Origin of the sequence: Hydrogenophaga pseudoflava (assembly GCF_004353865.1) — a bacterium.
Classification (GTDB): Bacteria; Pseudomonadota; Gammaproteobacteria; order Burkholderiales; family Burkholderiaceae_C; genus Hydrogenophaga; species Hydrogenophaga pseudoflava.
In genome coordinates this window covers 4,682,187-4,702,344 of sequence record NZ_CP037867.1, presented here as the reverse complement: position 1 = coordinate 4,702,344, position 20,158 = coordinate 4,682,187, and the positions used below count along the sequence as shown (strand labels likewise).

The following is a 20,158-nucleotide window of genomic DNA, read 5'->3' as shown; positions in this document are numbered from 1 at the left end:
CTGGGTGTCACGGATCGCCGCCCGGTGGTCCGCCCTCCATCCCCAACCCAGGAGTTTTTCATGCGTTCTGTCCGTCTGCACACCCCCCTGAACACCGCCCTGCTGGCGGCCGCCCTCGCCGCCGCCGGCCCGGCCCTGGCCGACCGCGGCCACGACCACACCGGCGGCATCGCGACCGCGCCGGCCAAAGCGGTCCACGCGCCCTTCGACGTGGTGCACACCCGCATCACCACCGAGGACAACGCCCTGGTGTTCCACATGCAGGTCTCGGGCAAGGCCGGGCGCACGCGGCCCACGAAGTCGGGCCAGCTGGCCGGCAGCAAGGTGTTCTCCTACGTCTGGCCCACCAGCCTGGACCCGGCTGAGGTCGGCTTCGAGCCCCAGGCCGGCATCCTGGCCTTTGCCGTCACCGCCCACCCCGACTTCGACGACACGCCGCTGTTCGACGAAAACGGCGACGGTCACCTGAAGAACGACGGCGGCGTGTGGCACTCGCACTGGGTGGTGCTGCAGCCGGACGAGGCCTGTGGCAAGGGCGCGCTCAAGGTGGTCGACATCCCCGAAGGCAGCCGGCCGCGCCTGCCCAAGACCTGGCCGGGTCTGCCGCTGCTGATCGACAGCCCCGGCTGGAGTCCCTCGTTCGCGCGCGGCAGCGTGAGCGTGCGCGTGCCCTTCGACAACGTGTCGGCGCTGCAGGCCGCCAAGTTTGACGGCGTGACCGCGGCCCTGCGCGTGAACGCCAGCGTGCACGCCCCGCTGCTGTGTGTGGCCCAGGTGTTCAAGGTCGCGTCGGGCGACCTGTCGCTGCCGGGCCAGGTGGACCGCTGAACACCGGCGCGGTTACAGCCTCGGTGGCGTGCGCATCTGCTCCGGCGTCGTGAAGTAGGCCGACAGCGAGCCCAGCCGCTCGCGCGCCTGCGCGAACTCGTGCCGCGCCACGCTGCGCAGGTGCACCTCGTCCGGGCCGTCGAGCAGGTGCAGGGCGCGGCCCCAGGTCCAGAACTGCGCCAGCGGCGTGTCGGGCGACAGGCCCATGGCGCCGAAGACCTGCATCGCGCGGTCCACCACGCGGGTCTGCAAGCCGGCGGCCACCACCTTGATCGCCGCGACCTGCGCGCGCACGGCGGGCGGCTCGGCCTGTTCGGGGTGGTCCAGCAGCCAGGCGCAGCGCAGCACCAGCAGACGCGCCTGGTCGATCTCGATGCGCGAGTGCGCAATCCATTCCTGCACGTTGGCGTAGTCGGCCAGGTGGTGGCCGAAGCTGCGCCGCTCCAGCGCGCGCTCGGTGGCCAGGGCCAGCGCCAGCTCGCACTGGCCGATGGTGCGCATGCAGTGGTGCACCCGGCCGGGGCCGAGCCGCGCCTGCGCCATCGCGAAGCCGTGGCCCCAGTCGCCCAGCAGGTGGTCGGCCGGCACGCGCACGCCGCGCAGCACAATTTCGCAATGGCCTTCGGGCGCGTGGTGGTGCACCACCGGGATGTTGCGCACCACCTCCAGCCCCGGCGTGCCCATGGGCACCAGCACCATGCTGTGCTGGTGGTGGGCATCCTCACTGGCGTCGTCGTCCCCGTCGGCGTTGCGCGCCATCACGATCAGCAGCCGGCAGGCCGGGTGCGCCACGCCGGTGATGAACCACTTGCGGCCGCTGATCACCAGCTCGCCGCTTTCGCGCCGCACGGTGGTCTGCAGATTGGTCGGGTCGGACGAGGCCACGTCGGGCTCGGACATCGCAAACGCCGAGCGGATCTCGCCGTGCAGCAGCGGCATCAGCCAGTGTTCGCGCTGCGACGGGGTGGCGAAGCGGTGCAGCAGTTCCATGTTGCCGGTGTCGGGCGCGCTGCAGTTGAACACCTCGGCCGCCCAGCTGACTTTGCCCATGGCCTCGGCCAGCGGCGCGTAGTCGAGGTTGGCCAGGCGCGTGCCCGGCTCGTCGGCGCGCAGGCCGGGCAGGAACAGGTTCCACAGCCCTTCCTCTTTCGCCAGCGTCTTGAGGTCTTCCAGGAAGGGCGGCGGGTACTGCCCGTCCTGCACCGCCTGGTGCCAGGCCGCGTTGTGCGGCAACACATAGGTCAGCAGGAACTGGTCCAGCTGGCGCAGCAGCGCCTGTGCGCGGGGGCTGTGTTCGAAGTCCATGGCGGGATTGTTCGCCCGGCTGCGGGGCGCCGTCCGCACCTGGGCGACACACCGGCCCCGGTCGGTCACGGGCTTGATGCAGGTCAAGCCGTTTCGGAGCGAAAAAAGGGGCTGGCGATGGCCTTCTGATGCAGCCGACTTTGCGGCAAATCAAACTACCTATGGTGTTTGGTGGGTACCTTAGACACCATAGGTAGTGTCCAAGGAGGATTCGCATGAACGATTCGATGGTGTCCAGCTGGCCGCGCGAGGTGCTCAAGCGCTCGGGGCTTCGGGAGGCTTTCAACGCCGACAAGATCCGCTCCGCGCTGGCGCGCGCGGGGCAGGCCAGCGGGGAATTCGACGGGGCCGAGGCGCAGCTGCTGTGCGCGCAGGTGGTCAAGGTGCTGGGTCACCGCTTCAATGGCGCGGCGCCGACCATCGAGCAGATCCAGGACGTGGTCGAGCAGACCCTGATCGCGGCCAACCACCTGCGCACGGCGCGCGGCTACATCGTCTACCGCGAGCAGCACGCCCAGCTGCGCAGCGACCGCCAGACCCTGGTGGACGTCGAGGCCTCGGTCAACGAGTACCTCACGCGCGCCGACTGGCGCGTCAACGCCAACGCCAACCAGGGCTATTCGCTGGGTGGCCTGATCCTCAACGTGGCCGGCAAGGTCACGGCCAACTACTGGCTCTCGCACGTCTACACGCCCGAGATCGGCGCAGCCCACCGCGACGGCGACATCCACATCCACGACCTCGACATGCTCAGCGGCTACTGCGCGGGCTGGTCGCTGCGCACCCTGCTCAACGAGGGCCTCAACGGTGTGCCGGGCAAGGTGGAGTCGGGTCCGCCGAAGCACCTCTCGTCGGCGGTCGGGCAGATCGTCAACTTCCTGGGCACGCTGCAGAACGAGTGGGCGGGCGCGCAGGCCTTCTCCTCCTTCGACACCTACCTGGCGCCCTACGTGCGACAGGACCGCATGGGCTACGCGGCCGTGCGTCAGTGCATCCAGGAGCTGGTCTACAACCTCAACGTGCCCTCGCGCTGGGGCACACAGACGCCGTTCACCAACCTCACCTTCGACTGGGTCTGTCCCGAAGACCTGCGCGAGCAGGTGCCCGTGATCGCCGGTGTGGAAATGCCGTTCTGCTACGGCGAGCTGCAGGCCGAGATGGACCTGATCAACCGCGCCTACATCGACGTCATGACCACGGGCGACGCCAAGGGCCGCGTGTTCACCTTCCCCATTCCCACCTACAACATCACGCCCGACTTCCCCTGGGAGAGCGAGAACGCGCGGCGCCTGTTCGACATGACGGCCAAGTACGGCTTGCCCTACTTCCAGAACTTCATCAACTCCGAGCTGCAGCCGAACATGGTGCGCTCCATGTGCTGCCGCCTGCAGCTGGATTTGCGCGAACTGCTCAAGCGCGGCAACGGCCTGTTCGGCAGCGCCGAGCAGACCGGCAGCCTGGGCGTGGTCACGGTGAACTGCGCGCGCCTGGGCCACCTGCACGCAGGTGACGAGGCCGGCCTGCTGGCCGCGCTGGACCGCCTGCTGGAACTGGGCAAACAGAGCCTGGAGACCAAGCGCAAGCTGATCCAGCGCCTCATGGACCAGGGCCTGTTCCCCTACACCAAACGTTACCTGGGCACGCTGCGCAACCACTTCAGCACCCTGGGGGTGAACGGCATCAACGAGATGGTGCGCAACTTCAGCGGCGACGCGCACGACATCACCACCGACGAGGGCCACGCCTTCGCGCTGCGCTTCCTCGACCACGTGCGTGCGCGCATCGTCGCGTTCCAAGAAGAGACCGGCCACCTCTACAACCTGGAGGCCACCCCGGCCGAGGGCACCACCTACCGCTTCGCGCGCGAAGACCGCAAGCGCTGGCCCGGCATCCTGCAGGCCGGCACACCCGAGCAGCCCTACTACACCAACTCGTCGCAGCTGCCGGTGGGCTTCACCGACGACACGTTCGAGGCGCTGGAGCGCCAGGCCCCGCTGCAGCGCAAGTACACCGGCGGCACCGTGCTGCACCTGTACATGGGCGAGCGCCTGAGCAGCGGCGACGCCTGCCGCGCCCTGGTGCAGCGGGCGCTGACGAACTTCCGCCTGCCCTACATCACCGTCACGCCCACCTTCTCCATCTGTCCCACCCACGGCTACCTGGCCGGCGAACACCCGTTCTGCCCGAAATGCGACGCCGAGAAACTGGCCGCCAAACGCCAGCTGCAGGCGGCCTGACACACCGTCTTCCTACCACCCCACAAGGAAACCACCATGAACGCATCCACACCCGCCACCGTCCCCGCCCTTGCCCAGGACGTCGCCCTGCGCGACGACGAACGCCAGCCCTGCGAGGTCTGGACCCGCGTCATGGGCTACCACCGGCCGGTGAGCAGCTTCAACCGGGGCAAGCAGGGCGAACACGCCGAGCGGCGCTTCTTTGCCGAACCCGGCCGTGCCGCCTGAGGCGTCGGATGCGGTGCGGCGCGGGGCCGACGCCCTGCGCATCGGCGGGCTGACGCGGCTGACCGGGATCGACTTCCCCGGCCGGCTGGCGGCCGTGGTGTTCCTGCAGGGCTGTCCGTGGCGCTGCGTGTACTGCCACAACCCGGCCCTGCTGGACGCGGCGGTGCCCGGTGCCCTGTCCTGGCCGGCGGTGCGGGCCTTCCTGCAGCAGCGCCGCGGGCTGCTCGACGGCGTGATCTTCTCGGGCGGCGAGCCGACCCTTCAGGCGGCGTTGGTGCCCGCCCTGGCCGAGGCGCGGGCCATGGGCCACGCCACCGGTCTGCACACCGGCGGCATGTACCCGCAGCGCCTGGCGCAGGCGCTGGCGCACCTGGACTGGGTGGGGCTGGACGTCAAGGCGCCCCGGCACCTGCACGACACCGTCACCGGCGCGCGCGGGGGTGCCGGGCGCGCCGCGCGCAGCCTGCGCCTGCTGCTGGACAGCGGCGTGGCCCTGGAGTGCCGCACCACCTGGCACGCCGGCCTGTTCGGGCGCGACGACCTGTTCCGCCTGGCCGATGAGCTGGCCGCACAGTCGGTGCGCCACTGGGTGCTGCAGACCTGCCGCGGCCCGGCGTCCTCGCGGGACGTGCTGGACGCTTCAGACCTGGCGGCGCTGGCTTTGCGCTTCGAGCGCTTCGAGTGCCGCTGAGCGCATGCCGCAGGTGGTCACGCACGCGAGCGCAGCTGGCGCCTCATTTCCGCTCGCTGCTGCGCCTGGCGCATGCCCAGCGCAGCTGGGTCTCCACCTGTCAGAAAGGAGGCCAGCGCCGGTGCGGTGGGAAAGCGGTAGATGTCCACGACCTGCACATCCCTCCCCAGCAGGGGGCGCAGATGCTGTGCAAGTTCCAGCGCCTTGAGCGAGTTGCACCCGAGCTCGAAGAAGTTGCCGCTTCTGTCCAGCTCTCCGGCGCCAAGCACGTGCACAAGGGCCTTGGTGATGACGGCTTCGATGTGGGCGCTGCCCGCGCCGGCGATGCTTGATGACGGATCGTCTGGAAAGTCCGGCTGCAAGCCATGCGCTTCCATCGAACCGGACGGCGCGTGGTGAGGTGTTGCGCTCAGAACCTGGGCGGCCACGCCCATGGCCGTCGCTCCTTCCGGCACGTCGGTGTAGACCATGCAGTTGGCTCCGATCGTCGCTCCGGCGCCGATGCGCAAGTCGGGCAGGATGCTGGCGTTGGAGCCCACGTACGCCCGGTCCCCGAGCGTCACCCGGGCATTGATCACGGCGTTGGGCGCAACCACGCAGCCTCGGCCGATGCGGGCGCCGTGACCGGCCACCGCTCCGATCAGCAGCACGGACGCTGGTCCGATGCGGGCTTCGGCACCAACGGACGCATGCGGGTAGATGGTCACGTCCGATGCCACCTCTGCTCCGAACAGGTCGACACCGGGGTGGATCAGCGAGGTGAACGGAATGCCGTACTGCCCGATTTTTTCCTGTGCCCGGGCGCGCCCATCGGTGGTGCGGGTGACCAGGTTCACGACCTCGGAGCAGTTGGCATCCACACCGGCCAGATGGCTGATCGGTCCTGCGACCTCCAGGCCGAGACGCGTCGTGCCGTGCTTGGACGGGTCGTCGTCGAGCAGCACGATCCTCTGCCAGCGCGGAGATGTGCGGTTGACGGTCAGTGCCAGACGAATGCCCTCGCCATTGCCCACGCCACAAAGGAAAAGAGCGTCTTTCATGGCGCTCTCACGCGCGCGAGCAGACGGGCTCAAGGGGGACCGCCCCGGATTCCGGCCGCACACGCTCGGCGGCGCCCGTCATCCAGTCCGTGCAGGTCTTGCAGCGCTCGGGCAGGGCGTCAAAACTGCGTGCCAGATGAAGATCCCGATAGCCACCCAGGCGGGCCCAGAGATCGCTCAGAGACGCGTGCCACGCGTTGCCTTCGCCTTCCTCGCCCTCGGTGTCGCCCGGGCAGCGCGGAATCCGTCCATCCCAGAAGACATGCATCATCGTGATCGCCCATGGGCAGGGGATCCGGTTTTCAGGCGTGATGGCCAGGCCCGTATCGAACTTGCCGCCCCAGCTGAGCTGACGGCGGACCTTGACGACCGCATTGCGCTCCAGCCAGTGCGCCTTGTATGCATCGACTTCAGATGCGTTGTCGTCCATCACGATGAACTGCGTCTGGATCGCGACCGGCAGACCGCGCGCATCGCGGCGGGCCAGCAGCCGCTCGGCGTTGGCGTAGACCACGTCCCGGTTGGCTTTCACCCGGTATTTTTCGAAGGACTGCTTGGAGAACCCGTCGATGCCGAAGACCACCAGGTGCACGCCCGAATCCAGCAAGGCATCGTCCAGCTCCGGTGTGAGCAACATGCCGTTGGTGTTGACATTGAGCGACTGGAGGCCGACGGATCGGCCGTAGCTCAGGCAGCGAAACAGCAGTGCGGGTTCGAGCAACGGCTCACCGCAGAAAGAGAACCAGCACTCGGTGTCTGGCGCCGTCGCAGCGATCTCGTCGGCGCACTTCTTCCAGAGCTCGAAGGGCATCACGCCTTTGGGGCGCTTCATGTTCGGGTGGTGGCACATCGAACACGCCAGATTGCACTCGGCGCACAGCTCGACGGCAAACTTCTTCGGGAACGGAAACCGCCGGAGCGTTCTTGCGATGTTTTCAAGATCAGCATGGGCCATGGCGTTCTCCTAGATCAGGAAGGCGGGGCCTTGGTGGCGAAACCGACCAAGTCCGCGAACGTTAGTGGTGGCCGATCGGCCCGCTGTTGATCTGGCTCAATGGCCCATGGCTTGATCTGACTCAAGCCGGATCAGGTCTGGCGCCTCACCGTTTGCCAGACGAAGCCCGCGCGACGTCAGCGGTACAGCTCCTGCACCGCCTGCTCGTACAGGCCGGTCAGCTGGTCCATGACCTCGTACATGCGTTCGCTAGTGGTGGCCACCGTCTGCAGGGCATCGCCCTGGCCGGGCTTGCGCAGGGCCTGGTCGAAGAACAGCCACTGGCCGCGCGCCAGTTCCAGCTGCTGGCGGATCGACGGGGTGGACAGGGGGGCGCTGGCCAGATAGGTCAGGCCCTCGTCGAACTCGCGCCGGGCGGCCTCCAGCTGCTGCGCCTGGCCGGCCGCCGCGGTGCCGCCGGCGGCCTGCAGGAAGTGGGCGCGGGCGGCGCGCTGGGACAGCATGCGCTGGCGTCCGGCCACGTTGACCACCCGGGCGCCGCTCTGCTTGCTCTGTTTCTCGAACGCGGTGGTGAGCTCGTCGGCGGACTTGAGCATGTCGTCGGCCGAGCGCACCACGTCGTCGATGCGGGGCGGCGCTCCGCTGCCGGCCGTGAGCACGAGCAAGCGCTCGGCATGGCCCTGCAGGCGCGGCATCAGGGGCTGGGTGTCGGCGCTCAGGGGCTGGCGTCTCAGCTCGTCCAGGCTGCTCCCGATCAGCTGGCGGCACTGGCGCATGACATCGCTGGCGCGCTCGGGCAGCACGCCCAGGGTGGACTGGACGTGCAGCTTGGCCACGCGCTGCGACAGTGCGCGCAGGCGGCCGGCGCGGTTGATGGCGGTGCCCAGCGGCAGTGCCGGGCCGGACGGGGTGTTTTGGGTGTGGCCGGTGCCGGCGAGCAGCGAGGTGCCCAGCAGGGCCAGAAGGTGACGGCGTTGCATGGTTCGTTCAGGTGTTGGTCGGAAAACGTCAGAGCCCCAGGCCCTCGGCCAGCGCGTCCATGCGCGCGGTGACGGCCGGGTCCATGTGCATCGTGCGGCCCCATTCGCGGCTGGTCTCGCCGGGCCACTTGTTGGTCGCGTCCAGGCCCATCTTGCTGCCCAGGCCGCTGACGGGCGAGGCGAAGTCGAGGTAGTCGATGGGTGTGTGTTCGATGGTGAAGCTGTCGCGCGCCGGGTCCATGCGCGTGCTCATGGCCCAGACCACGTCCTTCCAATCGCGCACGTCGATGTCCTCGTCCACCACGACGATGAACTTGGTGTACATGAACTGGCGCAGGTGGCTCCAGACGCCCATCATCACGCGCCGCGCGTGGCCGGCGTAGGCCTTGCGGATGCTGACCACGGCCATGCGGTAGCTGCAGGCCTCGGGCGGTAGGTAAAAGTCCACGATCTCGGGGAACTGGCGCTGCAGCAGCGGGATGAAGAGCTCGTTCATCGCCACGCCCAGCACGGCGGGTTCGTCGGGTGGTTTGCCGGTGTAGGTGGAGTGGTAGATCGCGTCGCGCCGGCGTGTGATGCGCTCGACCGTGAACACCGGGAACTCGGCGCGTTCGTTGTAGTAGCCGGTGTGGTCACCGTACGGGCCTTCGAGCGCGTGCTGATAGCCGCTGGGGTGGGCCGGGTCGGGGTGGATGTGGCCTTCGAGCACGATCTCGGCCGTGGCCGGCACGCGCAGCGGCACGCCGATGGCGGGCGCCACCTCGGTGCGCGCGCCGCGCAGCAGGCCGGCGAACTGGTACTCGCTCAGGCTGTCGGGCACGGGGGTGACGGCGCCGAGGATGGTGGCCGGGTCGGCGCCGATGGCGACGGCCACCGGGTAGGGCTGGCCGGGGTGCAGGCGGCCGTGTTCGCGGAAGTCCTGCGCGCCGCCGCGGTGCGCCAGCCAGCGCATGATGAGCTGGTTGCGCGAGAGCAGCTGCTGGCGGTAGATGCCCAGGTTCTGCCGCGGCTTGTGCGGCCCCTGGGTGATGACCAGGCCCCAGGTGATCAGCGGCGCCACGTCGCCCGGCCAGCAGTGCTGGATCGGCAGTTGCGCCAGGTCCACGTCCTCGCCCTCGATCACCACGGCCTGGCAGGGCGCGTGCCGTACTTCGCGCGGGCTCATGTGCCAGAGCGATTTGACGAGATCGCCCAGGCCGGCCATCTCGCGCAGGCCGCGCGGCGCCTCGGGCTCTTTCAGCCGCGCCAGCACCTCGCCGAAGCGGCGCAGATCGCCCACGTCGGCCACGCCCATGGCACGCGCCACGCGCGCGGTGGTGCCGAACAGGTTGGCCAGCACCGGCATGGTGTGGCCGGTGGGGTTTTCAAACAGCAGGGCCGGGCCGCCGGCGCGCAGCACGCGGTCGCACAGCGCGGTCATCTCCAGCTGCGGCGACACCGGTTCGCGCACGCGCCTGAGTTCGCCCGCGGCTTCGAGTTGCGCGACGAAATCGCGCAGGTCCCTGTAGGTCATGCCGGTTCGGCTTCCAGCCCCGCCCAACGCTCGCTCAGCGTGTGCGGTACATCCAGCAGGTCGAGCACGCGTGCCACGCTGGCGTTGACGATGTCGTCCACGCTCTGCGGCCGCAGGTAGAAGGCCGGCACCGGCGGGCAGACGATGGCGCCCATCTCGGTGACGGCGGTCATGTTGCGCAGGTGGCCCAGGTGCAGCGGCGTCTCGCGCGCCATCAGCACCAGCCGGCGGCGCTCCTTGAGCATCACGTCGGCGGCGCGCGTGACCAGGTTGTCGCTCAGGCCGTGCGCGATGGCCGCGAGCGTGCGCATGGAACACGGCGCCACCACCATGCCGCCGCAGCGGAACGAGCCGCTGGCCGGGCCGGCGCCGATGTCGGCCGCGTCGTGCAGCGTGTGCACCAGCGGGCGCAGCGTCTGCGGGTCGGCGTGCAGTTCGTGGCGCAGGGTCTGCCAGCCGGCGTCGGAAACCACCGCGTGGGTTTCGACGTCGGACACGGTCTGCAGCGCCTGCAGCAGGCGCAGGCCGTAGACCGCGCCGCTGGCGCCGGTGATGGCCACCAGCAGGCGGCGTGTTTCAGTCGGGGGTGGGTTCATCGGGTGCGGGTGCGGGCAGCTTCTGCAGGTCGCTGCGCACGCGGAACAGCACGGCCTCGGCCTGCTCGGGGTCGAAGTCCTCGTGCAGGCGCTTGCGCACGCCGTACAGGTTCAGCTGGTGGTGCTGGGTGGGGTTGACGCCGTGGCGCTGCAGGCAGTGGCGCGCGCATTCGAGCGGGCAGCCGTCGAGCACCACGATGGCGCGGCCCGATTGCGCGGTCTTGATAAGCGACGGCACATCGCCGCCCACGCCCGCGATGCAGGACATTTCCGCAATGCCGGTGCGGTCCAGCCGCACGGCGACGTGGTTGGCCAGCTGCGCGGCGCTGGAGCAGCCCGAGCAGGAATAGACGATGGGCAGCGCCCGGCGTTCAGCGGGGTCCATGGGGCGGACCAAAAGGGCGCAGCCGCTGCAGCCGCGCGAACACGGCCGACGGCGCCCACTGTGCGGGCTCGAACACCGGCAGTTCCAGCGCATCGAGCGCGTTCTTCACCACCAGGCCGAGCTCGGTGTCGCCTTCCATGGACAGGCGGCGATTGAAGAACAGGGTGTCGGGGTCGTCCAGCCGCCGGGCCAGGCGCAGGAAGTCGTGCGCGTTCGCGCTCAGCGTGAGGTCGGGGGACTGCTGTGGCGCGCAGGCGCGGAACTGGCCGTCCTGTCCGCGGAAGTCGAAGCGCAGGCCGGCGTCGCGCACCTGGATGCGGATGCGCCGGCCGTTCAGGTGCGCGCCCACGTCGGCCGGCAGCTGTCGCGCCAGCACCAGGTTCAGGCCGGTGACCAGCAGCAGCGAGCCGGGGTAGGGCGGCAGGCGGGTGAGCAGACCGGCCAGTGGGGGCGGCACGGTGAAGCGGCGGTCGGATGGGGCAGCAGTCATGGTGGGCGGCATGGCCTCAGGCCACGTAGAGCAGGAAGGTGAAGAAGTGGCAGGCACTGCCACCGAGTACGAACAGGTGCCAGATGCCGTGGCTGTGGCGCAGGCGTTCGTCGGCCACGTAGAAGGCGACGCCGCCGGTGTAGAGCGCGCCACCGGCCGCCAGCCAGGCGAATCCGCCCGGCCCCAGCGCCTGCCACAGCGGCACCACCGCGGCCAGCGCCAGCCAGCCCATGAGCACGTACAGCGCCAGCGACAGGCGCCGCGCGCCGCGGGCCAGCCAGATTTCCTGCGCGATGCCCAGCACGGCCAGCGACCAGACCACGCCCAGCAGCGTCCAGCCCCAGGGGCCGCGCAGCGACACCAGGGCGAAAGGCGTGTAGCTGCCGGCGATCAGCAGGTAGATGCTGCAGTGGTCCAGCTTCTGGAACACCGCCTTGGCGCGTCCGCGCAGCGCGTGATAGAGCGTGGAGGCGCCGTAGAGCGCGATGAGCATGGCACCGTAGATGCTGAAGGCCACGATGCGCCAGGCATCGCCCTGCAGCGAGGCCTGGGTGATGAGCACCGCGGCACCGGCCATGGCCAGGAACACGCCGACCAGGTGGCTGATGCTGTTGAAACGTTCGCCGTGCACCATGGCGTCAGGCGGTGACCGCGTGGCGGTGCTCGACCCGGTCCAGCCCCGGACGGCCATGCCAGTAGCCGTTGCAGTCGGGCTGGCCGTCGCCCGCCGCCGGCAGCAGGGGCAGCAGCGCGTCGCGTGCGGCCGCGGGTGTGATGGTTCCACGGCGCAGCGCGTCGTACAGCGCCACGATCTCGGCCGTGTGCTGCGCCTGCGGGCTGATGCGGGCCACGTCCACGCCGAGCGCGGCCAGATCGTCCCAGGCGTCGATCAGGCTGTGCACCCGGGCCGACTGGGTCTGGATGCCGTTGAGCACCAGGAAGTCGGCCTGCTCGCGCGTCTGCATCATCAGGCCGTCGGGGTGGTCGATGCAGCTGAAGCGGCAGTCGTCCTTGGGCAGGTTGCGGTGGCGCGCGGTGAAGCAGCGGGCCGAGAACGCCAGCGGCAGGCGGCCGTGCGCGAACACCTCGGTCTGCAGGCCGGCGGGGCGCTCGCGCTGCAACAGGGCGAGGTCGTCGCGCTTCATCTCCAGCGGCGCGACCCAGCGCGTGGCGCCTTGTTCCGCCATCCAGTGCAGCGCCGGCGCGTTGTAGATGTTCAGGTGCGGCCCGGCCACGAAGGGCTTGTGTCCCGCCAGCGCACCGACCGCGCCCATGTCGTTGGCCTCTACAGGGAAGTCCTCGTTCGCGGCGATCTTCTGCATCGCGCCCACGTCCGAGCCCGACTCCAGCAGCACCAGGGTCGAGAGCACAGGCGTCTTGCCCGCCTCGCGCAGCAGCTGCGCCACATCCAGCCAGTCCGACAGCCGCAGCTCGTGCCGGCGCGAGCAGGTCACTTCGCCGAGGTAGACGATGTCCACCGCCGTCGCGGCCATGGCCTCGTAGAAATCGAACACCGTGCTGCGCGGCCAGTAGTACTGCAGCGGCCCGAGAGAGAGTTGCATGGTCATTTCCAGGGGCGGTGGTAGGCACCGAGGGTGTGTTGCTGGCCTTCGGCCACCTGGTCCAGCGCGGCCATCCACTGGCCCTTGGGCGTGTAGTGCTGGGGCTGGGCCGCGCAGCTGTCGATGGCCTCGCGCCAGACCTTGGTGACCTGCGCCACATAGGCCGGGCTGCGCTGGCGGCCTTCGATCTTGATCGCGCGCACGCCCATCTGCGCCAGCTGCGGCAGCAGCGACAAGGTGTTCAGGCTGGTGGGTTCCTCGATCGCGTAGTAGCTGTGGTCGTCCTCGACGTCGAAGCGGCCCTTGCACAGCGTCGGGTAGCCGGCGCTCTCGCCGGGCGCGTAGCGGTCGATCAGCACGCCGTTCAGGCGCGACTCCAGGCCCTTGGGGGTTTCCTGCCAGCGCACCGCCTTGGCGGGCGAGCACACGCCGTGCGTGTTGGGCGATTCGCCGGTCACGTAGGACGAGAGCGCGCAGCGGCCTTCGACCATCACGCACAGGCTGCCGAAGCCGAACACCTCGATCTCCACCGGCGTCTTCTGCACCAGCAGGCGCACCTGTTCGAGCGAGAGCACACGCGGCAGCACGGCGCGCGAGATGCCGAACTGCCGGTGGTAGAAGTTGATCGCCTCGTGGTTGGTGGCCGAGCCCTGCACCGACAGGTGCAGCCGCAGCTGCGGGTGGCGCTGCACCGCGTAGGCCATCAGGCCGGGGTCGGCCAGGATGACGGCGTCCACGCCCAGGGTGACGGCCTTGTCCAGCGCCTGCTGCCAGCGCTGCGGCTGGCCGGCCTGCGGGTAGGTGTTGATGGCCATGAAGACCTGGCGGCCGCGCTGGTGCGCGTAGGCGATGCCGCTGGCGATGCCGGCGTCGTCGAAGTTCAGGCCGGCGAAGTTGCGCGCGTTGGTGGCGTCGCGCAGGCCGAGGTAGACGCAGCTGGCGCCGTGGTCGATGGCGGCCTTGAGGGCGGGCAGGCTGCCAGCGGGGCAGACGAGATCCATGGGCAATGAACGGGTTGGTGGCCGACGGGCGGCGAAAGGAAGGCGCGACCTTAGCCCCGAGCCGACGGACGGCGATTGACCCGTGTCAAGGGCGTCATGGCTTGATCTGGCGCAAACCGGTCGGTCCGGATCACCCTGCCGGTGACTGGGTTTTTCCCCAGGTCGTCGCAGAAATTCTTGACACAGAACAAGGCGGCGCGACGCCGTCGCCGGTAGTCTCCACCAGCGGTTTTTTGCGCCGTCCTATGGGAAATCAGACGATGAATGCACGAGATGTGATGGGGGCGGTGGCGCCTGGAGACGGCGAGACCGCCGAACGCGCGCGGGCGCTGCTGCGCCAGGCGGGCGAAAACGGCATGCACCCCTGGCGGCTGCGGGGCCGCGAGTTGCTGCCGATCGTGCAGGGCGGCATGGGCGTGGGCGTGTCGGCGGGCGGCCTGGCCGGCGCCGTGGCGTCGCTGGGCGGGGTGGGCACCGTGTCGTCGGTGGACCTGCGCCGCCTGCACCCCGACCTGATGGCCCAGACCCGCCACCTGGAAAGTGGCAAGGAACCCGACGCGCGAGAGCGCATCAACGCGGCCAACCTGGTGGCGCTGGACCGCGAGATCCAGCGCGCGCGCCTGATTTCGCAGGGGCGCGGCATGGTGGCGGTGAACATCATGAAGGCCCTGTCGGCCTACGAGATCTATGTGCGCCAGTCGCTGGAAAGCGGCGCCGATGCGGTGGTAGTGGGCGCCGGCCTGCCGCTGGACCTGCCCGAACTGGCCAAGGACCACCCCGAAACAGCCCTGATCCCCATCCTGTCCGACGCGCGCGGCGTGCAGCTGATCGTCAAGAAATGGGAGAAAAAAGGCCGCCTGCCCGACGCCATCGTGATCGAACACCCCCGGCTGGCGGGGGGACATCTGGGCGCGGCCAAGGTCGCCGACCTGCAGGACCCGCGCTTCAATTTCGAGAACGTCATCCCCCAGTCCCTGGAATTTTTCAAATCGGCCGGGCTGGAAGGAAAGATTCCATTGATCGCCGCTGGCGGCATTTCCAGCCGCGAGGACGTCATCCGCCTGCAGGGTCTGGGCGCCAGCGCGGTGCAGATGGGCACGGCCTTCGCGGTGACGCTGGAATGCGACGCCGACCTCGCCTTCAAGCAGGTGCTGGCCAACGCGACGCCGGAAGATGTGGTGGAGTTCATCAGCGTGGCCGGGCTTCCCGCGCGAGGTGTGCGCACACATTGGCTCAACAAATACCTGCGCGTGGAACCCAAGCTGAAGGCCGTGGCGCACGTGAAGGACCGCTGCAACATGGCCTTCGACTGCCTGGCGCATTGCGGATTGCGGGATGGCAAGGCGGACATGGGCCAGTTCTGCATCGACCAGCAATTGGCCCACGCCTGGGAGGGTGATCAGCAGCGGGGCCTGTTCTTCCGCGGGGCGGGTACTCTCCCGTTTGGCAAGGACATCCGTTCGGTCCATGATCTGGTGTCCTGGATGGTGACCGGCGCCCTGCCGGCAGAGCCTGTACCATCCGACGCCTTCAAAACCGGAGCCCTTGCATGAAGCGTGACCCCCAACCCGGAGCCCAGAATCTCCGGGAACCCCAGCCGATCAGCCTCGATGTGCTGGAAGAAAAATACCTGAAACCCGGGGAGACCGGCATCGACGACCTCTACCGCCGCGTGGCCCGCGCCCTGGCCTCGGTGGAAAAAGAGCCGATCCGTGCCGAGTGGGAAGCCAAGTTCCTCGACAACCTGTACGCGGGCGCCATCGGTGCCGGCCGCATCATGAGCGCCGCCGGCACCGACATCCAGGCGACCCTGATCAACTGTTTCGTGCAGCCCGTGGGCGACTGCATCCAGGGCTTCGACGACGAAGGTTTCCCCGGCATCTACGAAGCCCTGCGCGAAGCCGCCGAAACCATGCGCCGCGGTGGCGGTGTGGGCTACGACTTCTCGCGCATCCGCCCGCGCGGCGCCGAGGTCAAGGGCACGCACTCCATGGCCTCGGGCCCGTGCAGCTACATCAACGTGTTCGACCAGTCGTGCTCGACGGTCGAGAGCGCCGGTGCGCGCCGCGGCGCCCAGATGGGCGTGCTGCGCATCGACCACCCGGACGTGCTGGACTTCATCACCGCCAAGCGCACGCCCGGCCGCTGGAACAACTTCAACGTGTCGGTCGGCGTGAGCGACGCCTTCATGGAAGCCGTGGCCGGCGACCAGCCCTGGGAGCTGGTGCACAAATCGAAGCCCGGCAGCAAGGTGATGGACAAGGGCGCCTACCAGCGCTCCGACGGGCTCTGGGTCTACCAGAGCGTGTCCGCGCGCGAGCTGTGGGACACCATCATGAAGTCGGCCTACGACTTCGCGGAGCCCGGCATCCTGTTCCTGGACAAGATCAACCAGGACAACAACCTGCGCTACTGCGAAGGCATCGCCGCCACCAACCCCTGTGGTGAACAGCCGCTGCCGTCCTACGGCTGCTGCGACCTCGGCCCCATCATCCTGACCAACTTCGTGCGCAACGCCTTCGGATTCGGCGGTGTGCCCTCGTTCGACTTCGCCGCCTTCGAGAAGGCCGTCGCGACCCAGGTGCGGGCGCTGGACAACGTGCTGGACGTGACCTTCTGGCCGCTGGAGCAGCAGCGCAAGGAAGCGCAGGACAAGCGCCGCATCGGCGTGGGCTTCACCGGCATGGGCAACACCCTGGCCATGCTGTGCGTGCGCTACGACCGCGAAGAAGGCCGCAAGGTGGCCGCCCAGATCGCCGAGCACATGCGCGACGCGGCCTACCGCGCCTCGATCGAGCTGGCCAAGGAAAAGGGCGCCTTCCCCAAGTTCGACGCCAACGGCTACCTGGAGCGCGGCACCTTCGCCAGCCGCCTGCCCGAGTCCATCCGCCAGGCCATCCGCAAGCACGGCATCCGCAACAGCCACCTGCTCTCCATCGCCCCCACCGGCACGGTGAGCCTGGCCTTTGCCGACAACGCCTCCAACGGCATCGAGCCGCCGTTCTCCTGGATGTACCGCCGCAAGAAGCGCGAGCACGACGGTTCCACCCGCGAGTACGCGGTGGAAGACCACGCCTGGCGCCTCTACCGCGACCTCGGCGGTGATGTGGACGCCCTGCCCGACTACTTCGTCAACGCGCTGGCCATGACGGCCGGCGAGCACATCGCCATGATGGAAGCGGTGCAGCCCTTCGTGGACACCGCGATCTCCAAGACGGTCAACGTGCCGGGCGACTACCCCTACGAAGACTTCAAGAACCTGTACCTGCAGGCCTGGCGCGCCAGCCTCAAGGGCATGGCGACCTACCGGCCCAACACCATCCTGGGCTCGGTGCTCGACACCGGCGCGCCGGTGGCCGAGGCCAAGCCGGCCCCCGCGCCTGTGGTGGCGCCGGTCGACCCGATGCGCACCGTGATCGAGAGCCGTCCCAAGGGTGCGCTCTCGGCCGTGGCCGACAAGATCGAGTACTGGACGCAGGAAGGCCACAAGACGCTGTACATCGTGGTTTCCTTCCTGCCGGTGCCCGCCGCCGACGGCAAGGGCACGGTCGAGCGCGCCATCGAGTTCTTCATGCCCGTGGGCCAGAACGGCGAGTCGCAGCAGTGGATCACCTCCACCATGCGCATGCTGTCGCTGGCCGCGCGCGGCGGCTTCCTGGGCCGGGCGCTGTCCGACATGCGCAAGGTCGCCTGGGACCGCGGCCCGGTGCGCCTGGGCACCTACGAGAAGGCCGACGGCACCCACGTGCCGATGTGGCACGACTCCGAGGTGGCCGCCATCGCGTTCGCGCTGCAGAACATCATCGCCCGCCGCAAACAGCACACCGACACCGCCGCGGTCGCCACGCCCCATGCCCCGGCCGCGCCGGAGCTGGTGGGCATGTCCTCGGGTGTCATGGCCGGCAAGAAGTGCCCCGAGTGCGGCGCGCACGCCATGATCCGCAAGGACGGCTGCGACTACTGCACTTCCTGCGGGCACCTGGGTTCCTGCGGATGAGCGTCGGGGGGCGTGGGACGTTGCCGGTGCGTCCGAAGGGTTCGCCGGTCGCCACGCCCTGGCAATGGGCCAGCCTGTGGCGCGCGCCACATCGGCTGGCCTTTTTTTCGGGGGTGCTGCTGCTGATCGCCTCGGCCGCCTGGTGGGCAGTGGTGCAGGTCGACCGCGTCAGCGGCGTGTTCGGGCTGTCCTACGCGGTCTCGCCCACGCTGACCCACGCCGCGGTCATGACCCTGGGCTTCATGCCGCTGTTTTTCGCCGGTTTCCTGTTCACCGCCGGCCCCAAGTGGCTGGGCGTGGACGCACCGGACGCCCGCGCCATCACGCCCGCGCTGGCCCTGCAGGTGGCCGGCTGGCTGCTGTGGCTGGCAGGCGCGCACCTGCACCAGGACGTGGCGGTGGCCGGCGTCCTGCTGGCCGCGGCCGGCCTGGGGACGCAGAACCTGCGGTTCTGGCGCCTGTGGCGCGCCAGCCGCGTGCCCGACCGGGTGCACGCCACCGTGGTGGCGCTGGGCGGCACGCTGGGCGCGCTGTGCGCCGCCGGCATCGGCGTGGCGCTGCTGCTGGGCGAGTGGTCGGTGGCGCTGGCCCTGGTGCACACGGCGCTGTGGGGCTTCATCGTCGCCACCTTCGTGGCCGTGGCCCACCGCATGATTCCCTTCTTCACCTCCGGCGTGCTGCCCATGATCGAGGTCTGGCGCCCGTTCTGGGTGCTCTGGTTGATGCTGGCGGCCGTGGTGCTGGAGATCGCCTCGGTGTGGCTGATGCTCGCCGGCTGGGGCGAGGGCACGGCCTGGCGCCTGTTGCGCGGTGCGCTGGAGCTGGGCATCGGCGGCGTGCTGGTCTGGCTGGCCTGGGTCTGGGGCCTGGTGCAGAGCCTGAAGATCCGCCTGCTGGCCATGCTGCACGTGGGCTTTGTCTGGTTCGGCCTGTCGCTGCTGCTCTCGGGGCTGTCGCAGTGGCTGCTCGCCGCCGGGGGCGTGCCCACACTGGGCCTGGGCGCGCTGCACGCGCTGACCATGGGCTTCCTCGGCTCCACCATGCTGGCCATGGTCACGCGTGTGGCCTGCGGTCACAGCGGCCGCGCGCTGGTGGCCGACGCCACGGTGTGGACCCTGTTCTGGGGGCTGCAGGTGGCGGTGCTGCTGCGCATCGCGGGCACCCTGCCGGGCGGCAGCGGCCTCTGGCTGGCAGCGGCCGCTCTGACCTGGGCCGGCGTGGTGCTGGTCTGGGGTGGGCGGCTGGCGAACTGGTTCGGCCGGCCGCGCGCCGACGGCCGGCCGGGGTGAACCGTGGACACCTGCGCACCCGATGGTGTCGGCACCGCCGACTGGGCCGAACTGGCGGCCGAGCTGATGTCGGCGCGCCGCACGGTGCTGCCGTTCCGCCTCGGTGAGCCCGGCCCCGACGCCGCGCAGCTGCAGACCATCCTGGCGGCCGCCGCCTCCGCACCCGACCACCGGAGCCTGCTGCCCTGGCGCTTCATCGCCGTGCCCGCCGACCAGCGCGGGGCGCTGGCCGAGGTGTTCGTGCAGGCCCTGCTGGAGCGCGACCCGGCGGCCGAACCGCACGACCTCGCCAAGGCGCGCGAAAAAGGTTTCCGCTCGCCCTTCCTGGCCCTGCTGGTGGTGGACGAGACCAAGGGCGACGCCGAGATCGGCCTGGCCGAGCGGCTGATCTCGGCCGGCGCCGCCGCCCAGAACGTGCTGCTCATGGCCACCGCCCTGGGCTACGGCTCGGCGCTCACGGCCGGGCAGTCCGTGCGTTCGGCCGCGCTGCACCGCTTCTTCGGCCTGGGCGTGCACGAGCAGGCCGTGTGTTTCCTGAGCATCGGCACCGCGCTCTCGCACGGCAAGACCGTCGTGCGCCCCGCGGTGGCCGACTACGTGAGTACCCTGAACCCCGTCGGCCCTGGCTGACACGTTTTCCTGAACCGGATTTTTCATGGACATCAGCAACTTTGACGACCTGCTCGCCGCCGCGCGTGCCCAGCCCCTGCCCCAGCGCCTGCTGATGGTGTTCGCCGCCATCGAGCTGCCCGACGACGCCACGCCTGCCGAACGCGCGGCCTTCGAAAAAGGCCAGGGCGGTGCGCTGGTGCCGCAGATGTGCGTCGACAAGAGCCCCGACGAACTGGCCTCGTTCGAGCAGCTCAAGGAGGAGGCCGCCGGCTTCGGTCAGCCCTGGGGCATGGTCTTCGCCGCTGCCATGTCGGGCAGCGCCGGCAAGCCCCCCACCAGCGCCGACGCCGATGCACCGCTGCAGAAGATGGTGGAGTCCATCCGCCAGGGCCGCATCCAGAACTTCATTCCGTTCGACCCGCAAGGCCGCGCGGTGCTGCTGGACTGAC

The 20,158-nt window shown here is 69.6% G+C and carries 20 protein-coding genes; 9 read left to right on the top strand and 11 right to left on the bottom strand.

Going from position 1 to position 20,158, the window contains the following annotated elements:
• Positions 1-60: 60 nt before the first annotated feature.
• A complete protein-coding gene (locus HPF_RS22590; RefSeq protein ID WP_133157898.1) occupies positions 61-828 on the top strand; it encodes a hypothetical protein in 768 nt (255 codons plus the stop codon).
• Between the two features lie 12 nt (positions 829-840).
• Here HPF_RS22590 and HPF_RS22585 read toward each other — a convergent pair whose 3' ends face one another.
• On the bottom strand, positions 841-2,133 hold the full coding sequence (locus tag HPF_RS22585; protein WP_133157897.1) for an acyl-CoA dehydrogenase family protein: 1,293 nt from the start codon (positions 2,131-2,133) through the stop codon (positions 841-843).
• Positions 2,134-2,348: 215 nt separating this feature from the next.
• Between HPF_RS22585 and HPF_RS22580 the strand changes: the two genes are divergently transcribed.
• The 3 genes from HPF_RS22580 to HPF_RS22570 are packed head-to-tail and all read left to right on the top strand — an operon-like array spanning position 2,349 to position 5,289.
• Positions 2,349-4,370 (top strand): ribonucleoside triphosphate reductase, encoded by a 2,022-nt coding sequence (locus HPF_RS22580; RefSeq protein WP_133157896.1) that lies wholly within the window; start codon positions 2,349-2,351, stop codon positions 4,368-4,370.
• Between the two features lie 36 nt (positions 4,371-4,406).
• On the top strand, positions 4,407-4,598 hold the full coding sequence (gene nrdD, locus HPF_RS22575) for an anaerobic ribonucleoside-triphosphate reductase (RefSeq protein ID WP_133157895.1): 192 nt from the start codon (positions 4,407-4,409) through the stop codon (positions 4,596-4,598).
• Complete coding sequence (locus HPF_RS22570) at positions 4,588-5,289, top strand: anaerobic ribonucleoside-triphosphate reductase activating protein (protein WP_241559754.1); 702 nt, start codon at positions 4,588-4,590, stop codon at positions 5,287-5,289. The genes nrdD and HPF_RS22570 overlap by 11 nt, the downstream gene beginning before the upstream one ends.
• Before the next feature lie 17 nt (positions 5,290-5,306).
• On the opposite strand, the gene HPF_RS22565 is transcribed toward HPF_RS22570, so the two are convergent.
• The 10 genes from HPF_RS22565 to ubiU all read right to left on the bottom strand — a co-directional run bounded on the left by HPF_RS22565 (position 5,307) and on the right by ubiU (position 13,811).
• Positions 5,307-6,329: a phosphopantetheine-binding protein gene (locus HPF_RS22565; protein ID WP_133157894.1), complete on the bottom strand. Its 1,023-nt coding sequence runs from the start codon at positions 6,327-6,329 to the stop codon at positions 5,307-5,309.
• Positions 6,330-6,336: 7 nt separating this feature from the next.
• Positions 6,337-7,284 carry a radical SAM/SPASM domain-containing protein gene (locus HPF_RS22560; protein WP_133157893.1) on the bottom strand — a complete coding sequence of 316 codons (948 nt, stop codon included), beginning with the start codon at positions 7,282-7,284 and terminating at the stop codon, positions 6,337-6,339.
• Between the two features lie 176 nt (positions 7,285-7,460).
• Entirely contained in the window at positions 7,461-8,264 is an 804-nt protein-coding gene (locus HPF_RS22555; protein WP_066157089.1) for a type IV pili methyl-accepting chemotaxis transducer N-terminal domain-containing protein, read from the bottom strand.
• 28 nt (positions 8,265-8,292) lie between these two features.
• Positions 8,293-9,777, bottom strand: coding sequence for a 4-hydroxy-3-polyprenylbenzoate decarboxylase (gene ubiD / locus HPF_RS22550; RefSeq protein ID WP_133157892.1), 1,485 nt, complete (start codon positions 9,775-9,777; stop codon positions 8,293-8,295).
• Positions 9,774-10,373: a UbiX family flavin prenyltransferase gene (locus tag HPF_RS22545; protein ID WP_079367315.1), complete on the bottom strand. Its 600-nt coding sequence runs from the start codon at positions 10,371-10,373 to the stop codon at positions 9,774-9,776. Before HPF_RS22545 ends, ubiD begins: the two co-directional genes overlap by 4 nt.
• Positions 10,354-10,758, bottom strand: coding sequence for a putative zinc-binding protein (locus HPF_RS22540; protein ID WP_133157891.1), 405 nt, complete (start codon positions 10,756-10,758; stop codon positions 10,354-10,356). Before HPF_RS22540 ends, HPF_RS22545 begins: the two co-directional genes overlap by 20 nt.
• Entirely contained in the window at positions 10,745-11,248 is a 504-nt protein-coding gene (gene ubiT / locus HPF_RS22535) for a ubiquinone anaerobic biosynthesis accessory factor UbiT (RefSeq protein WP_079367432.1), read from the bottom strand. Before ubiT ends, HPF_RS22540 begins: the two co-directional genes overlap by 14 nt.
• Positions 11,249-11,264: 16 nt before the next feature.
• Complete coding sequence (trhA, locus tag HPF_RS22530; RefSeq protein ID WP_133157890.1) at positions 11,265-11,882, bottom strand: PAQR family membrane homeostasis protein TrhA; 618 nt, start codon at positions 11,880-11,882, stop codon at positions 11,265-11,267.
• A 4-nt stretch (positions 11,883-11,886) separates the two neighbouring features.
• Complete coding sequence (gene ubiV, locus HPF_RS22525; protein WP_133157889.1) at positions 11,887-12,810, bottom strand: ubiquinone anaerobic biosynthesis protein UbiV; 924 nt, start codon at positions 12,808-12,810, stop codon at positions 11,887-11,889.
• 2 nt (positions 12,811-12,812) lie between these two features.
• Complete coding sequence (gene ubiU / locus HPF_RS22520) at positions 12,813-13,811, bottom strand: ubiquinone anaerobic biosynthesis protein UbiU (protein ID WP_133157888.1); 999 nt, start codon at positions 13,809-13,811, stop codon at positions 12,813-12,815.
• Positions 13,812-14,167: 356 nt separating this feature from the next.
• Between ubiU and HPF_RS22515 the strand changes: the two genes are divergently transcribed.
• The 5 genes from HPF_RS22515 to HPF_RS22495 are packed head-to-tail and all read left to right on the top strand — an operon-like array spanning position 14,168 to position 20,157.
• Complete coding sequence (locus HPF_RS22515; protein ID WP_241559792.1) at positions 14,168-15,364, top strand: NAD(P)H-dependent flavin oxidoreductase; 1,197 nt, start codon at positions 14,168-14,170, stop codon at positions 15,362-15,364.
• Positions 15,361-17,808, top strand: coding sequence for an adenosylcobalamin-dependent ribonucleoside-diphosphate reductase (locus HPF_RS22510; RefSeq protein WP_133157887.1), 2,448 nt, complete (start codon positions 15,361-15,363; stop codon positions 17,806-17,808). Before HPF_RS22515 ends, HPF_RS22510 begins: the two co-directional genes overlap by 4 nt.
• Positions 17,809-17,834: 26 nt before the next feature.
• Positions 17,835-19,097 carry an NnrS family protein gene (locus tag HPF_RS22505; RefSeq protein WP_243721648.1) on the top strand — a complete coding sequence of 421 codons (1,263 nt, stop codon included), beginning with the start codon at positions 17,835-17,837 and terminating at the stop codon, positions 19,095-19,097.
• Between the two features lie 3 nt (positions 19,098-19,100).
• Entirely contained in the window at positions 19,101-19,727 is a 627-nt protein-coding gene (locus HPF_RS22500; RefSeq protein WP_243721647.1) for a nitroreductase family protein, read from the top strand.
• Positions 19,728-19,752: 25 nt separating this feature from the next.
• Positions 19,753-20,157 carry a ribonucleotide reductase subunit alpha gene (locus HPF_RS22495; RefSeq protein WP_133157885.1) on the top strand — a complete coding sequence of 135 codons (405 nt, stop codon included), beginning with the start codon at positions 19,753-19,755 and terminating at the stop codon, positions 20,155-20,157.
• Position 20,158: the final 1 nt, after the last annotated feature.